The following is a 14,914-nucleotide window of genomic DNA, read 5'->3' as shown; positions in this document are numbered from 1 at the left end:
CTTACCGTCCACCGGCTGTGGGGGAGAAAAAGTTGGACGGTCGGGGCGAGATCATCGCGTGTGCAGTGCAAGAGTTACCTCCAGGCAAGAAAATGTAAGGACCCCTGACTGATTGCATCTCTTACCTGTGGAAGATTAGATTGACTGCCATGATCCAGCCACAGGGAACCCCGTCTTCCCGCCGCCGACGCCACGACCGCGAGATCATCGCGCTCGCCGTCCCGGCCTTCGGCGCGCTCGTGGCCGAGCCGCTGTTCGTGATGGTCGACAGCGCGATCGTCGGCCATCTCGGCACCCCCCAGCTGGCCGGACTGGCGGTCGCCGCCGCCCTTCTGACGACCGCGGTGAGCATCTTCGTCTTCCTCGCGTACGCCACCACGGCAGCGGTCGCCCGCCGGGTCGGCGCCGGCGATCTGGCCTCCGCGATCCGCCAGGGCATGGACGGCATCTGGCTGGCCCTCCTGCTCGGTCTCGCCGTCATCGCCCTGACGCTCCCCCTGGCCCCCTGGCTCGTCGACGTGTTCGGGGCCTCCTCCACCGCGGCGCCCCACGCCATCACCTATCTCCGGATCTCCAGCCTCGGCATCCCCGCGATGCTGGTGGTGCTGGCCGCGACCGGCGTACTCCGGGGCCTCCAGGACACCCGCACCCCGCTCTACGTCGCCATCGGCGGTTTCGCCGCCAACGCGGCCCTCAACGCCGGCCTCGTCTACGGCGCCGGACTGGGTATCGCCGGCTCCGCCTGGGGCACCGTCATCGCCCAGCTCGCGATGGCCGTCGCGTATCTGGTCGTCGTCGTGCGGGGCGCCCGGCGGCACGGCGCGTCGCTGCGCCCCGACGCCGCGGGCATCAGGGCCTGCGCCCAGGCGGGTGCGCCCCTCCTGGTCCGGACGCTCTCGCTGCGGGCCGTCCTGCTCATCGCCACGGCGGTCGCCGCCCGGCTCGGCGACACCGACATCGCCGCCCACCAGATCATCCTCTCGTTGTGGAGCCTGATGGCCTTCGCCCTGGACGCCATCGCCATCGCCGGGCAGGCCATCATCGGGCGCTACCTGGGCGCGAACGACGCACAGGGCGCACGCGAGGCATGCCGCCGGATGGTGGAGTGGGGGATCGCGTCCGGCGTGGTCCTGGGCGTACTGATCGTCCTGGCCCGCCCGCTGTTCGTCCCCCTGTTCACCAGCGACACGGCGGTCCAGGATGCCCTGCTGCCCGCCCTTCTGGTGGTGGCGGCCACCCAGCCGATCGCCGGCGTCGTCTTCATCCTGGACGGCGTGCTGATGGGCGCCGGCGATGGGCCGTATCTGGCCTGGGCCATGCTCGTGACGCTGGCCGCCTTCGCCCCCGCGGCGCTCCTGGTCCCCACCCTGGGCGGCGGGCTCGGCGCCCTGTGGTGCGCGATGGCGCTGATGATGATCGTGCGGATGGCGACGCTCTGGCTCCGTACCCGCTCCGGAAAGTGGCTGGTCACCGGCGCGACCCGTTGACCGCCCCGGCATGTTTCACGTGAAACGGCGAAGGGCCGCACCCCGGAGGGTGCGGCCCTTCACTTTCTGCTGAGGTGCGGCCCGATCAGGCGGCAACGACCTCGACGCCGAGCTTCGCAGCGACCTCGGGGTGCAGACGGACGGACACCTGGTGCCCGCCGAGCGTCTTGATCGGCGAACCGAGCTCGACGCGACGCTTGTCGACGTCCGGACCACCGGCGGCCTTGATCGCCGAAGCGATGTCGGCCGGGGTGACGGAGCCGAAGAGCCGGCCGGCGTCGCCGGAGCGAACAGCCAGACGGACCTTGACGGCCTCGAGCTTGGCCTTGACCTCGTTGGCCTGCTCGATCGTCGCGATCTCGTGGATCTTGCGGGCGCGGCGGATCTGCGCCACGTCCTTCTCGCCGCCCTTGGTCCAGCGGATGGCGAAGCCACGCGGAACCAGGTAGTTGCGGGCGTACCCGTCCTTGACGTCGACGACGTCGCCAGCGGCACCGAGGCCGGTGACTTCCTGGGTGAGGATGATCTTCATGATTCGGTCACCCTTCCCTTATCGCGCGGTGGACGTGTAGGGCAGCAGCGCCATCTCACGGCTGTTCTTGACTGCCGTGGCGACGTCACGCTGGTGCTGCGTGCAGTTGCCGGTGACGCGGCGGGCACGGATCTTGCCGCGGTCGGAAATGAACTTCCGCAGCATGTTCGTGTCCTTGTAGTCCACGTACTGGGTCTTGTCCTTGCAGAACGCGCAGACCTTCTTCTTAGGCTTGCGCACAGGCGGCTTCGCCATGGTGTTTCTCCTGTGTGATCAAGAAGTGGGGGTACGAGCTGCCCTAGAAGGGAGGCTCGTCCGAGTAGCCGCCGCCGGAACCGCCGGAGCTTCCGCCCCAGCCGCCTCCGCCGCCGCCCTGCTGGCCCCCGCCCTGGCCGCCGGCAGGCGCGCTCGTGGCCCACGGGTCGTCGGCGGGAGCACCGCCACCACCCTGCTGGCCACCACTGGGACCGCCGCCCCAGTTACCGCCGCCCTGCTGGCCGCCGCCGTATCCACCCTGGCCGCCCTGACCACCGCGACCGGTGGTCTTGGTGACCTTGGCCGTGGCGTTCTTGAGGCTGGGGCCGACTTCCTCGACATCCAGCTCGTAGACCGTGCGCTTGACGCCCTCGCGGTCCTCGTAGGACCGCTGCTTCAGCCGGCCCTGCACGACAACGCGCATGCCTCGCGTGAGCGACTCGGCGACGTTCTCCGCCGCCTGCCGCCAGACCGAGCAGGTGAGGAACAGGCCTTCGCCGTCCTTCCACTCATTGGTCTGCCGGTCGAAGATGCGGGGAGTGGACGCGACACGGAACTTCGCGACCGCCGCACCGGACGGGGTGAAGCGCAGCTCGGGGTCGTCGACGAGATTGCCGACGACCGTGATGACGGTCTCGCCTGCCATGGGTGAACCTCTCGGCGGGGATTGCTTCTGGCTGCTTGCTGCTACTCGAACCCGATGACCACTGAGCTAGAAGCTCAGTGGATCTCGGGACGGAGGACCTTGGTCCGGAGGACCGACTCGTTCAGGTTCATCTGGCGGTCGAGCTCCTTGACGACCGCAGGCTCGGCCTGCAGGTCGATGACCGAGTAGATGCCCTCGGGCTTCTTCTTGATCTCGTAAGCGAGACGACGACGGCCCCAGGTGTCGACCTTCTCAACCTTTCCTTCGCCCTCACGGACGACGGAGAGGAAGTTCTCGATCAGCGGGGAGACTGCTCGCTCCTCGAGATCGGGGTCGAGGATGACCATCACCTCGTAGTGACGCATGTGGAACCCACCTCCTTTGGACTCAGCGGCCACGGTCGTTCCGTGGCAGGAGGGTCGTGATGCGTTGAGCAACGGTGTCCGAGTAGAACAGGCCCCACTGACAACGCCCTCGATGAGGAGGGACGGCCCGTGGTGGCCTGGGCAGACACCGGTGCAGACCGTCCAGAGTACCCGTAGACCGCCTTCCGGTTGAAATCCGGTGGTCAGGGGACGCAATCTGTACACATCGGGTGTGAGCGGCGCCACAACCGCGCCGCATGTCGGCCAGGAGGTACTCCATGGCACACGTAACGCGGACCCGCCCCTCCGTCTCCCTCTTCGCCACGGACGGCAGGTCCCATCCGCTGCAGGACGCGCTCGTGGTGGTCACGCTCGCCCTCGGCGCCCTCGCCTTCATCTCGGCGATGTTCCACAACCTGCACCTGCTCAGCTCATGGGCGGGCCTCATCGGGATCCTCACGGGGGCGTACGGCCAGTACATCTCCGTCACCACGCGCGAGAGGTTCCCACTGATCATCGGCATGGGCGCGTCCGCCCTCGGGTTCTTCCTCGGCATGGCCCACGGCGGACTCTTCGGCGGCGTGATCGGCTGACCTCTCGGGTCCGGCCGGGGCGGCTCCGTCACCGGACGGGGCCGTCCCCCCACGCGTACAGGCACACGGGGCCAGACAGCCCGCTTCACGGCCACAGTAGGCTTCGGCGCGAGAGCCGGAGCCCCTGACCGATGGGGACACACCTGCCGAGGAGCGCCCCGCATGAGCCTGACCCTGAGGACCATCAGCCGAGAGCAGCATCTGGCCTACATCCAGACTCTGCCCGCGGCCAGCCACATGCAGGTCCCGGCATGGGCGGATGTGAAGGCCGAGTGGCGCTCCGAGAGCCTGGGCTGGTTCGACAAGACCGGTCAGCTCGTCGGCGCCGGCCTGGTGCTCTACCGGCAGCTCCCCAAGATCAAGCGCTATCTCGCGTACCTGCCCGAGGGCCCGGTCATCAACTGGTACGCCCCGAACCTGAGCGACTGGCTGCAGCCGATGCTGGCCCACCTCAAGCAGCAGGGCGCCTTCTCGGTGAAGATGGGCCCGCCGGTGATCATCCGCCGCTGGGACGCAGCGGCCATCAAGGCCGGCATCCAGGACCCGGACGTGAAGCGCCTGCGCGACGTCGAGGCCACGCACATCGAACCGCGCGCCTTCGAGGTCGCCGACCGGCTGCGGAAGATGGGCTGGCAGCAGGGCGAGGACGGCGGCGCCGGCTTCGGTGACGTACAGCCCCGCTACGTCTTCCAGGTGCCGCTGGCGAACCGCTCGCTGGAGGACGTCCACAAGGGCTTCAACCAGCTCTGGCGGCGCAACATCAAGAAGGCCGAGAAGGCCGGCGTCGAGGTTGTCCAGGGCAGCTACGCGGAGCTCTCGGAGTGGCAGCGGCTGTACGAGATCACGGCGGAGCGCGACCGCTTCCGCCCGCGCCCGCTCGGCTACTTCCAGCGCATGTGGACGGCCCTCAACAGCGAGGACCCCAACCGGATGCGGCTCTACTTCGCCCGTCACGAGGGTGAGAACGTCGCGGCGGCGACCATGCTGATCGTCGGCGGCCACGTCTGGTACTCGTACGGCGCCTCGGCCAACCACAAGCGCGAGGTCCGGCCCTCGAACGCGATGCAGTGGCGGATGCTGCGCGACGCGTACGCCATGGGCGCCACGGTCTACGACCTGCGCGGCATCTCCGACTCGCTGGACGAGACCGACCACCTCTTCGGCCTGATCCAGTTCAAGGTCGGCACCGGCGGCCAGGCGGCGGAGTACCTCGGCGAGTGGGACTTCCCGCTCAACAAGCTGCTGCACAAGGCGCTCGACATCTACATGTCACGCCGCTGATCCGGGCCCCACAGCTGACGAAACCGGCTCCATTGGTTTCAATGGGGCCTGAACACACTTCTCCTCCCTGATCCACCGCAGCCACCAGAAGGGTTCCGGACCGGCCATGGCGCTCTCCCTGTACGTCGACACCGCGCGCTGGCGGGCGCACCAGAAATCCGTTATCGACCAGTTCCCCGGCATCGTGCCGGTCTGCAAGGGCAACGGATACGGCTTCGGTCACGAGCGGCTGGCCGACGAGGCGATCCGCTTCGGGTCCGACATCCTCGCGGTCGGCACCACCTACGAGGCCGCCCGCATCAAGGACTGGTTCAGCGGCGATCTGCTGGTCCTCACACCGTTCCGGCGCGGTGAGGAACCGGTGCCGCTGCCCGACCGCGTCGTACGGTCCGTGTCCTCCGTGGACGGGGTGCACGCCCTGGTGGGCGCCCGGGTCGTCATCGAGTGCATGAGCTCCATGAAGCGCCACGGCGTCAAGGAGGAGGAGCTCGGGCAGCTGCACGCGGCCATCGAGGACGTACGCCTCGAAGGCTTCGCCCTCCACCTGCCGCTGGACCGTACGGACGGGTCGGACGCGGTCGAGGAGGTCATCGCGTGGATGGACCGCCTGCGGGCGGCCCGGCTCCCGCTGCACACGATGTTCGTCAGCCACCTGCGCGCCGACGAGCTCGCCCGGCTGCAGCAGCAGTTCCCGCAGACCCGGTTCCGCGCCCGCATCGGCACCCGGCTCTGGCTCGGGGACCACGAGGCGACGGAGTACCGGGGTGCCGTGCTCGACGTCACCCGCGTCGTCAAGGGCGACCGGTTCGGCTACCGGCAGCAGAAGGCGGCGTCCGACGGCTGGCTCGTCGTCGTCGCCGGCGGCACCTCGCACGGCGTGGGCCTGGAGGCCCCGAAGGCGCTGCACGGCGTGATGCCGCGCGCCAAGGGTGTCGCCCGGGCGGGCCTGGCCACCGTGAACCGCAACCTGTCCCCGTTCGTCTGGGCGGGCAAGCAGCGCTGGTTCGCCGAACCGCCGCACATGCAGGTGTCGATCCTGTTCGTGCCCTCGGACGCCGAGGAGCCCCGGGTGGGCGACGAACTGGTGGCCCACCTGCGCCACACGACCACGCAGTACGACCGCATCGTCGAACGCTGAGTCCGCGCGCCCGCCCCGCTCAGTCGGCGGCGGGCGTGCCGGCCGTACCCCACTCCACCCGGGGCCCGGACGCTGCGGGCAGCGCCTCCCGGCGTGCGGCACCGGTCTCGATGAGATGGGACAGTACGAACACGTCCTCGGCCCCGTCGAGCACCCCGCCCGACGGATCGTCCGAGCCGTCGCGCCGCACCCCGTCGCGTTCCGGCATCACGATGTCCCGTACGACTACGGCGCACAGGTACAGCGTGCCCAGCAGATGCAGCACGATCGCCAGCTGATAGCCCTCCGTCGGCAGCCCCTGGTGCTTGTCGCCGCTCGTCGTGTACGCGAGGTACAGCCAGATCCCGAGGAAGTACAGGACCTCGCACGTCTGCCAGATCAGGAAGTCCCGCCAGCGGGGCCTGGCCAGCGCGGCGAGCGGGATCAGCCACAGGACGTACTGCGGTGAGTAGACCTTGTTGACGAGGATGAACACCGCGACGACGAGGAACGCGAGCTGCGCGAAGCGCGGCCGGCGCGGTGCCGTCAGGGTCAGGACGCCGATCGCGGCGCACAGGGCGATGGTGGTCACCGTCGAGACGGTGTTGACCGTGCCGACGTCGATGGGCTCACCGGTGCGCTGCGTGATGACCAGCCAGAACGAGCCGAAGTCGATGCCGCGTTCCTCGCTGAAGGTGTAGAACTTCTTCCACCCCTCGGGCGCGAAGACCATGACCGGCAGGTTGACCACCAGCCAGGAGGCGGCCGTGCCCAGCGCCGCCGCCCCGAACTCCCGCCACTTGCCCGCCCGCCAGCACAGGACGAACGCGGGCCCCAGCAGCAGGACGGGATAGAGCTTCGCGGCCGTCGCGAGGCCGATGAGGATACCGAACGCCAGCGGGCGGCTCCGGGACCACATGAGCATCGCCCCGGCGGTGAGCGCCACGGCCAGCAGGTCCCAGTTGATCGTGGCGGTGAGCGCGAAGGCGGGCGCGAGCGCCATCAGCAGACCGTCCCAGGGCCGCCGCCGGTGCGTGCGGGCGACACAGACGGCGATCACGGCGGTGCAGATCATCAGCATCCCGGCGTTGACCAGCCAGTAGGTCTGCTCCTGCCCCTGGATGGAACCGCCGCCCGGGGTCAGCCACGCCGCGACCTGCATGAACACCCCGGTGAGGACGGGGTACTCCAGGAACTGCATGTCCCCCGGCAGCCGGTCGAAGTACGGCACCAGTCCGTCCGCGAAGCCGCGGCCCGAGTACAGGTGCGGGATGTCCGAGTAGCACGCGTGCGTGTACTGGGAGCCGGATCCCCTGAACCACGCCCAGTTGTAACAGGGCAGCTTCTGCACCATGCCGAGCGCGAACATCCCGATGGCCACCAGCGCGATCGCCCCCACCGGGGTGAGTGCGGCACTGCCGAGCCGCGACCAGCGGCCCGACCTTCCGCCGATCAGCTCGCTCCCGGCCGCCGCGACCTCGTCCCGGTGCGTGGGCCGTACGACGGGCCGTTCCTGGTGCACGCTCGTGTCCTCTGCGCTTGGCATGCCGCACATCCTGCCGTACGGCGCTGTGGAACGGACGAGGGCCGCCGCACCGGGGTGCCGCGGCCCTCATCGCCTGCTGTACCGGGCTCTACCCGGTCGTGTCACCCCACCAGTTGCTGTTCCCGGTGCTGTTGTTCCCGGTGCCGTTGGTGGTGCCGTTGTTGGCTCCGGTGGTGCCCCCGTCGGAACCGTCGTCTCCGCCGGTCGTACCGGTGGAGGTGCCGGTATCCGTGCCGCCGTCGTTGCCCTGGCTCGTACCCGTGTCCGTACCGCCGTCGTTCCCTTGAACGGTGCCCGCGTTGGCGCCGCCGTTGTTCTGGCAGTTCCAGCCCCACGTTCCGCAACTCTCGCTCGGATCGGGTGTGGGCGTCGGGGTGGGCGTCGGAGTGGGCGTCGGGGTCGGCGTCGTCGTCTCGCTCTCGGTCGGCGTGGGCGTCGGCGTCGGCGAGGGCTTCTTGGACGCGCCGCCGCCGTAGACCTTGTCCCCGATCGGCTCCGCCTTGGGGAAGGGCTCCGCCTTCTCCTTCTTCATGGCCTCGACCATGTAGTCGTGCCAGACCTGTGCGGGGAACGAGGCGCCGTGGATCTTGTCCTTGCCACCGGTGCCATACATCTTCTCGAAGGCGCGGTTCTTGTGCTTCTCGTTGTCGTCCAGCCGGTACATGCTGATCGCCGTCGACAGCTGCGGCGTGTAGCCGACGAACCACGCCGACAGGTTGTCGTCGGTCGTACCCGTCTTGCCCGCGACCTCACGGCCCGGGAGCTGGGCGGACGTACCGGTTCCCTTCGTCACTACGTTCTTGAGCACGTCCGTGACGTTGTCGGCGATGGCGCTGTCGAAGGCGCTCTTGGTGACCGCCTTGTGCTGGTACTCCGGCCTGCCGCGCTTCTTCACCTCGGTGACGGAGTACGGATCGCGCTGCTGGCCCCGGGCCGCGAACGTGGCGTAGGCACCGGCCATGCTCGTCGTGCTGGGCGAGGACGTACCGATCGAGAAGGACGGCACGCTGGCGTCCGCCATGTACCGGTCGTCCTTCAGACCGGCCGCGATGGCCGCCTTCTTCACCTTGTCCGTACCGACGTCCATACCCAGCTGCACGTAGGGGGAGTTGGCGGACCACTGCATGGCCTCACGCAGGGTGATGTTGCCGTACGACTCGTGGTCGTCGTTGGTCTGCAGCCACTCCTTGCCGGCCTTGTCGGTCCAGACGTCGCCGTTGTACTTCTTGATCTTCAGCTTGTTGGCACCGTTGTAGATGCTGAGCGGCGAGACCTTCGTACGCTGCGACTCGTCCTGCTCCTCGGAGCCGGACGGATCCCGCTTGCCGTACTCCATGGCGGCTGCCAGCACGAAGGGCTTGAAGGTCGAGCCGACCGCGGCGCCGGTGGGGTCGGCGTTGCTCTGGTAGTGCGTGGTCGCGTCCACACCGCCGTAGATCGCCTGGATCGCACCGGTCTTGGGGTCGACCGACGAACCGCCGAACTGCACGTGGGTGTCTTCCGGACGCTTGTCGGGATCGATGTTCTCGTCGTAGACGCGCTTGACGGCCTTGCTGAGCTGGTTGACCTTCGTCTTGTCGAAGGTCGTGTGGATCTCGTAACCGCCCTGGTCGAGCATGTCCTTGGTGATCTTGGTGTGATTGAAGATCTCGGTATTGGCGGTGTTGACGAGGTAGCCGATCTGGCCGCCCAGCTGCGCGGCCCGCTTCGGCTTGTTGGGCATCGGGAACTCCTTGTAGCCGTCGCGCTCCTTCTGCGACATCCGGCCGTCCTTCACCTCCTCGTCGAGGATCCACTTCCAGCGCTTCTCCGCCCGCACGCGGTTCTTGGCCGCGGTCGCCTGCACCGAGTCGACCTCCGGCGCACCGGCCGGGTCGTAATAGCTGGCGCCCTTGAGGAGGCTGGCCAGGAAGGCGCACTGGCTGCCGTTCAGGTCCTTGGCGTCCTTGCCGTAGTACGTACGGGCCGCGGCCTGGATGCCGGAGGCGCCGCGCCCGTAGTACGAGACGTTCAGGTACCCGGCCATGACGTCCTTCTTCTTCATCTCGCTGCCGACCTTGAGCGTGATGAAGAGTTCCTCGAACTTGCGGCTGAGGGTCTGCTCCTGCGACAGCCGCGAGTTCTTGACGTACTGCTGGGTGATCGTCGAACCGCCCTGGGTCTCGCCGCCCTTGGCCATGTTGAAGACGGCGCGGGCGATACCCATGGGGTCGATGCCGTGGTCGGTGTCGAAGGACTTGTTCTCGGCCGAGATGACGGCGTTGCGCATCGCCTCGGGGATCTGCGCATAGTCGATGACCTGGCGGTTGACCTCACCGCCAGTGGCCACCATCTGGCTGCCGTCCGCCCAGAAGTAGACGTTGTTCTCCGCCTTCGCCGCGGCCTGGACCTCCGGCTTGGCGACCATCGCGTACGCGAGACCGGCGAGGCCCATCAGCAGGCCGAGGAAGCCGATGCACAGGCTGGACACCAGCCTCCATGACGGGACCCAGCGGCGCAGGCCCTGGCGGCCGGCGCGCGGGTAGTCGATGAAGCGCTTCTTGACCGGGCGCCGGGCGCCGCGCCCGCGGCCCTCGTGCCCGCTGTCCCCGCCGTCCCCGCCACCGCGACGCCGTCCGCCGCCGTCCGAACCCCCGCGGCCTCCAGCGCCGCGCTGGGCCGCCCGTCTGGCGGCTGCACGGCCTGCGTACGGGGCCTCCTCGCTGTGCGAGTCGGAAGGTGAGGCTGAAGTTACTCCGCGTGACGGTGCCGCGCGGCGTCCTGAGGACTGCTGGGCGGCTCGTCGGGCCGCGGCACGTCCGCCACCTTGCGGTTGCGACGTTTTGCGACGGTGCTCGCTCATCGAACGACTACTCCTCGGGCAGGCGAGAGCGCCTGGAAGCGGCAGGTGAGATCCGGTCCCCCGAATGACGGGCCGGCCCGGCGACGGGCTCTCCCGCAATGCGTCCGGATGGCCCGCGAGCACTGACGCACGCGCGCGTCTCGCGGTTCCGGGTGGTCTGCATGCCGCACAGACTACGCACGGTCAAAACCCTCCTGGGACCGAACTTCACCCCAAATAACGCAAGTCGGTTCCTACGAATTGTCGATGTGACGCCGCTCACTGAGGCTCCCCTTGTCGGCATCGCCGGTCCGATCTATCGTGCTGATGTATCGAGTCGATACATCAGCTCGGTACATCGACCCGGTACAAGGGACCGTGAGAGCACTCGGAGAGGGAGAGGCGAGGTTGAGCAGACGTTCCGGCATCCTCGAGTTCGCCGTCCTCGGACTGCTCCGCGAATCCCCCATGCACGGCTATGAGCTGCGCAAGCGCCTCAACACCTCGTTGGGCATCTTCCGTGCCTTCAGTTACGGGACGCTCTACCCCTGCCTCAAGACGCTGGTCGCCAGCGGCTGGTTGATCGAGGAACCGGGGACTGCTCCGGCGGAGGCGGCACCCGGCTCCGGCCGGCCCGTCGCTCCCGCCTCGTCCCTGGCAGGGCGTCGCGCCAAGATCGTCTACCGATTGACGGCTGAAGGTAAGGAGCACTTCGAGGAGCTGCTCTCGCACACCGGCCCCGATTCCTGGGAGGACGAGCACTTCGCGGCTCGCTTCGCCTTCTTCGGGCAGACGGAGCACGACGTGCGTATGCGGGTGCTGGAAGGCCGTCGCAGCCGGCTGGAGGAGCGCCTCGAGAAGATGAGCGCCTCTCTGGCCCGCACCCGTGAGCGCCTCGACGACTACACACTTGAGCTGCAGCGACACGGCATGGAGTCCGTGGAGCGCGAAGTGCGCTGGCTGAACGAGCTCATCGAGAGCGAGCGGTCGGGACGGGATCAGCGACGATCCTCGCCCGAGGGCTCAGCTCAGCAGAACACCGCAGGAGAGCCTGACGGCCTGCCCCGGCGGGGAGACAACCCGCCGGATCCGTCCGGCGACACCGCCAAGTGAGTTCACCGCAGATCCGCGGCGGGCTCATCAGAAACATCCATTACACACAGGGAGCAACCGGAATGGGTTCGGTTCGCGTAGCCATCGTCGGCGTGGGCAACTGCGCCGCCTCGCTGGTCCAGGGCGTCGAGTACTACAAGGACGCCGATCCGGCCGGCAAGGTGCCCGGCCTGATGCACGTCCAGTTCGGCGAGTACCACGTGCGGGACGTCGAGTTCGTCGCCGCCTTCGACGTCGACGCGAAGAAGGTCGGCCTGGACCTCTCGGACGCCATCGGTGCGAGCGAGAACAACACCATCAAGCTCTGCGACGTGCCGCACGCCGGTGTCACCGTCCAGCGCGGCCACACCCACGACGGGCTCGGCAAGTACTACCGCCAGACCATCGAGGAGTCGGCCGAGGCCCCGGTCGACATCGTCCAGATCCTCAAGGACCGCAAGGTCGACGTCCTCGTCTGCTACCTCCCGGTGGGTTCCGAGGTGGCCGCGAAGTTCTACGCCCAGTGCGCCATCGACGCCAAGGTCGCGTTCGTCAACGCTCTTCCGGTCTTCATCGCCGGCACCAAGGAGTGGGCGGACAAGTTCACCGAGGCCGGTGTCCCGATCGTCGGCGACGACATCAAGTCGCAGGTCGGCGCCACCATCACGCACCGCGTGATGGCGAAGCTCTTCGAGGACCGGGGCGTCATCCTGGACCGCACGATGCAGCTGAACGTCGGCGGCAACATGGACTTCAAGAACATGCTCGAGCGTGAGCGCCTGGAGTCCAAGAAGATCTCCAAGACGCAGGCCGTCACCTCGCAGATCCGTGACCGCGAGCTCGGTGCGGACAACGTCCACATCGGCCCGTCGGACTACGTGGCCTGGCTGGACGACCGCAAGTGGGCGTACGTGCGCCTCGAGGGCCGCGCCTTCGGTGACGTCCCGCTGAACCTGGAGTACAAGCTCGAGGTCTGGGACTCCCCGAACTCCGCCGGTGTCATCATCGACGCCGTCCGTGCCGCGAAGATCGCCAAGGACCGCGGCATCGGTGGCCCGATCCTCTCGGCCTCCTCGTACTTCATGAAGTCCCCGCCGGTGCAGTACTTCGACGACGAGGCCCGCGAGAACGTCGAGAAGTTCATCCGCGGTGAGGTCTCCAACTGACTCCGTGAGTCAGCCGCGCAGGTGAGAAGCGGCAACGCTTCTCGGCTGCCGCGCCGTTGAGGGTCCCCGGGCAATCCGCCCGGGGACCCTCGTCGTGTGTGACCCTTGCTCCCATGCCCGTCGCGCGCGACCTGCGCATACTTCTCCGCCTCCCGGACTTCCGCCGCCTGCTGGCCGTGCGGGTCCTGTCCCAGTCGGCCGACGGCGTCTATCAGGTGGCCCTGGCCACGCATGTGGTCTTCTCGCCGGAGAATCAGGCGTCCGCCGGGGCGATCGCCTCCGCGATGGCCGTGCTCCTGCTCCCCTATTCACTCGTCGGCCCCTTCGCGGGTGTGCTGCTGGACCGCTGGCCCCGCCGTCAGGTCTTCGTCTACGGCAACCTGCTGCGCTCCGGGCTCGCCTGCTGCACCGCCCTCCTGATCCTCGGTTCGGCTCCGACGTGGCTCTTCTACGCCTCCGCGCTGTGCGTCACAGCGGTCAACCGCTTCGTCCTCGCCGGTCTCTCCGCCGTTCTGCCGCGCGTGGTCGAGCGGAAGCACCTGGTGCTCGCCAACTCGCTGTCGCCGACCGCGGGCACCCTCGCCGCCACCGCGGGCGGCGGACTCGCCTTCCTGGTGCGGCTGCTGGCGGCTTCGGACTCCGCCGTGGTGCTGCTCGGGGCGGCCCTCTATCTCGCCTCGGCGCTGGCCGCGCTGAGCCTGGCGGCAGGGCTCCTCGGGCCGGACCGCGGCACCGGGCGCATGTCGCTGCGGGCAGCGCTGGCCGCGGCGGCCGGCGGACTCCTCGACGGACTGCGGCACTTGATGAAGCACCGGGACGCGTCCCGGGCACTGGCCGCGATGACGGTCGTCCGGTTCTGTTACGGGGCACTGACCGTCATGGTCCTGATGCTCTGCCGGTACGCCTGGACGGACAGCGAGGACGATGGTCTGGCCCTCCTCGGCCTCGCGGTGGTCATCTCCGGCGCCGGGTTCTTCGCGGCGGCCGTACTGACTCCCTGGGCCGCGGGGCGGCTCGGGCGCCTCCGTTGGATGGTGGTGTGTGCGGGCACCGCCGCGATCCTCGAACCGGCCCTGGGGCTGTGGTTCGCTCCGGTGCCGATGCTCGTCGCCGCGTTCGTCCTCGGACTCGTCACCCAGGGGGCGAAGATCGCCACGGACACCGTGGTGCAGACCGCCGTGGACGACGCCTACCGGGGCAGGGCCTTCTCGTTCTACGACGTGCTGTTCAACGTGGCGTTCGTCGCCGCGGCGGCAGTCGCCGCGCTGATGCTTCCTCCTGACGGCCGGTCCGCGGTGCTGGTGATCGGCGTGGCAGTGCTCTACGCAAGTTCTGCCCTGTACCTCGCGCATTGGAGTCGAGGCAGTGATGTCCTATAGCGTGCCCGCGTCAAACAAGACGCACGAATCACGGGGGCACTCAGATGACTTATCCGCCGCAGCAGGGCAGCGGTCCCTACGGACAGCAGCCGGCCCAGCCCTACCCGCCGCAGCAGGGCGGATACGGCTACCCGCCGCAACAGCCCCAGCAGGGGTGGGGCGGCCCTCAGCAGCCGCAGCAGCCGCAGGGCTGGGGAGCTCCTCAGCAGCCGCAGCAGCCCCAGGGTTGGGGCACTCCTCCCCAGGGGCCTCCGCAGCCCTCGGGCGGCAAGAAGGCGTTCCTCGCCACCCGCAACATCATCATCATCGTCGTGGGCCTCGTCGTGCTCGGCGCCCTGAAGTTCGGCCTGGGCGACATGTTCGAGTCCGACGCCAAGGCCGCTGCGGTCGGAGACTGCTTCGAGAACAAGGGCACCAACTACAACCCGGACATGAACTCCGTCGACTGCGGCTCGTCCGCCGCCGAGTACAAGGTCGCCGAGGTGCACGACAACACCACCGACACGGACCTCTGCGACCCGGAGAAGTACTCCGCCTACACCGAGAGCTCGGGTCGCCGTAAGAGCCGGAACAGCGTGGTGCTCTGCCTGACGCCGCTCAAGACGACGAACTGAACCTCCGCAGCACCCAGAAC

At 68.5% G+C, this 14,914-nt stretch carries 14 protein-coding genes; 8 read left to right on the top strand and 6 right to left on the bottom strand.

The window, feature by feature from the left end; all coding sequences use genetic code 11:
* The first annotated feature begins 149 nt into the window (after positions 1 to 149).
* A complete protein-coding gene (locus tag ACIQZN_RS27445; RefSeq protein ID WP_403999143.1) occupies positions 150 to 1,487 on the top strand; it encodes an MATE family efflux transporter in 1,338 nt (445 codons plus the stop codon).
* Between the two features lie 85 nt (positions 1,488 to 1,572).
* On the opposite strand, the gene rplI is transcribed toward ACIQZN_RS27445, so the two are convergent.
* From rplI to rpsF, 4 genes are all read right to left on the bottom strand, one after another.
* Positions 1,573 to 2,019, bottom strand: coding sequence for a 50S ribosomal protein L9 (gene rplI, locus ACIQZN_RS27440; RefSeq protein WP_018101870.1), 447 nt, complete (start codon positions 2,017 to 2,019; stop codon positions 1,573 to 1,575).
* Between the two features lie 18 nt (positions 2,020 to 2,037).
* A complete protein-coding gene (gene rpsR / locus ACIQZN_RS27435) occupies positions 2,038 to 2,274 on the bottom strand; it encodes a 30S ribosomal protein S18 (RefSeq protein ID WP_003967857.1) in 237 nt (78 codons plus the stop codon).
* A 43-nt stretch (positions 2,275 to 2,317) separates the two neighbouring features.
* Positions 2,318 to 2,920: a single-stranded DNA-binding protein gene (locus ACIQZN_RS27430; protein ID WP_161207614.1), complete on the bottom strand. Its 603-nt coding sequence runs from the start codon at positions 2,918 to 2,920 to the stop codon at positions 2,318 to 2,320.
* A gap of 74 nt (positions 2,921 to 2,994) precedes the next feature.
* On the bottom strand, positions 2,995 to 3,285 hold the full coding sequence (gene rpsF, locus ACIQZN_RS27425) for a 30S ribosomal protein S6 (protein WP_018101872.1): 291 nt from the start codon (positions 3,283 to 3,285) through the stop codon (positions 2,995 to 2,997).
* A gap of 278 nt (positions 3,286 to 3,563) precedes the next feature.
* Between rpsF and ACIQZN_RS27420 the strand changes: the two genes are divergently transcribed.
* The 3 genes from ACIQZN_RS27420 (at position 3,564) to ACIQZN_RS27410 (ending at position 6,297) form a co-directional block, all read left to right on the top strand.
* The gene (locus ACIQZN_RS27420; protein WP_403999139.1) at positions 3,564 to 3,878 is read left to right on the top strand and encodes a hypothetical protein; all 315 of its coding nucleotides are present in this window, start codon (positions 3,564 to 3,566) and stop codon (positions 3,876 to 3,878) included.
* 162 nt (positions 3,879 to 4,040) lie between these two features.
* The gene (locus ACIQZN_RS27415) at positions 4,041 to 5,159 is read left to right on the top strand and encodes a lipid II:glycine glycyltransferase FemX (RefSeq protein WP_403999136.1); all 1,119 of its coding nucleotides are present in this window, start codon (positions 4,041 to 4,043) and stop codon (positions 5,157 to 5,159) included.
* Between the two features lie 106 nt (positions 5,160 to 5,265).
* The gene (locus ACIQZN_RS27410; protein ID WP_018101875.1) at positions 5,266 to 6,297 is read left to right on the top strand and encodes an alanine racemase; all 1,032 of its coding nucleotides are present in this window, start codon (positions 5,266 to 5,268) and stop codon (positions 6,295 to 6,297) included.
* Positions 6,298 to 6,316: 19 nt separating this feature from the next.
* Here the strand turns inward: ACIQZN_RS27410 and ACIQZN_RS27405 are convergent, their stop codons facing one another.
* Positions 6,317 to 7,822 carry a glycosyltransferase family 87 protein gene (locus ACIQZN_RS27405; RefSeq protein ID WP_403999133.1) on the bottom strand — a complete coding sequence of 502 codons (1,506 nt, stop codon included), beginning with the start codon at positions 7,820 to 7,822 and terminating at the stop codon, positions 6,317 to 6,319.
* 88 nt (positions 7,823 to 7,910) lie between these two features.
* Positions 7,911 to 10,664 (bottom strand): transglycosylase domain-containing protein, encoded by a 2,754-nt coding sequence (locus ACIQZN_RS27400; protein WP_403999131.1) that lies wholly within the window; start codon positions 10,662 to 10,664, stop codon positions 7,911 to 7,913.
* Between the two features lie 387 nt (positions 10,665 to 11,051).
* On the opposite strand from ACIQZN_RS27400, the gene ACIQZN_RS27395 reads away from it, so the two are divergent.
* From ACIQZN_RS27395 to ACIQZN_RS27380, 4 genes are all read left to right on the top strand, one after another.
* Positions 11,052 to 11,756, top strand: a complete 705-nt coding sequence (locus ACIQZN_RS27395) for a PadR family transcriptional regulator (protein ID WP_403999128.1) — start codon at positions 11,052 to 11,054, stop codon at positions 11,754 to 11,756.
* Between the two features lie 62 nt (positions 11,757 to 11,818).
* Positions 11,819 to 12,901, top strand: a complete 1,083-nt coding sequence (locus tag ACIQZN_RS27390; RefSeq protein ID WP_403999125.1) for an inositol-3-phosphate synthase — start codon at positions 11,819 to 11,821, stop codon at positions 12,899 to 12,901.
* Between the two features lie 113 nt (positions 12,902 to 13,014).
* A complete protein-coding gene (locus ACIQZN_RS27385) occupies positions 13,015 to 14,280 on the top strand; it encodes an MFS transporter (RefSeq protein ID WP_403999122.1) in 1,266 nt (421 codons plus the stop codon).
* A 44-nt stretch (positions 14,281 to 14,324) separates the two neighbouring features.
* Positions 14,325 to 14,894, top strand: a complete 570-nt coding sequence (locus ACIQZN_RS27380; protein ID WP_403999119.1) for a hypothetical protein — start codon at positions 14,325 to 14,327, stop codon at positions 14,892 to 14,894.
* Positions 14,895 to 14,914: the final 20 nt, after the last annotated feature.

The organism is Streptomyces sp. NPDC097595, from assembly GCF_044761525.1.
Taxonomy (GTDB): Bacteria; Actinomycetota; Actinomycetes; order Streptomycetales; family Streptomycetaceae; genus Streptomyces; species Streptomyces drozdowiczii_A.
Note: the sequence above shows the minus strand (reverse complement) of the source record. Positions and strands in the feature narration are given on the sequence as shown.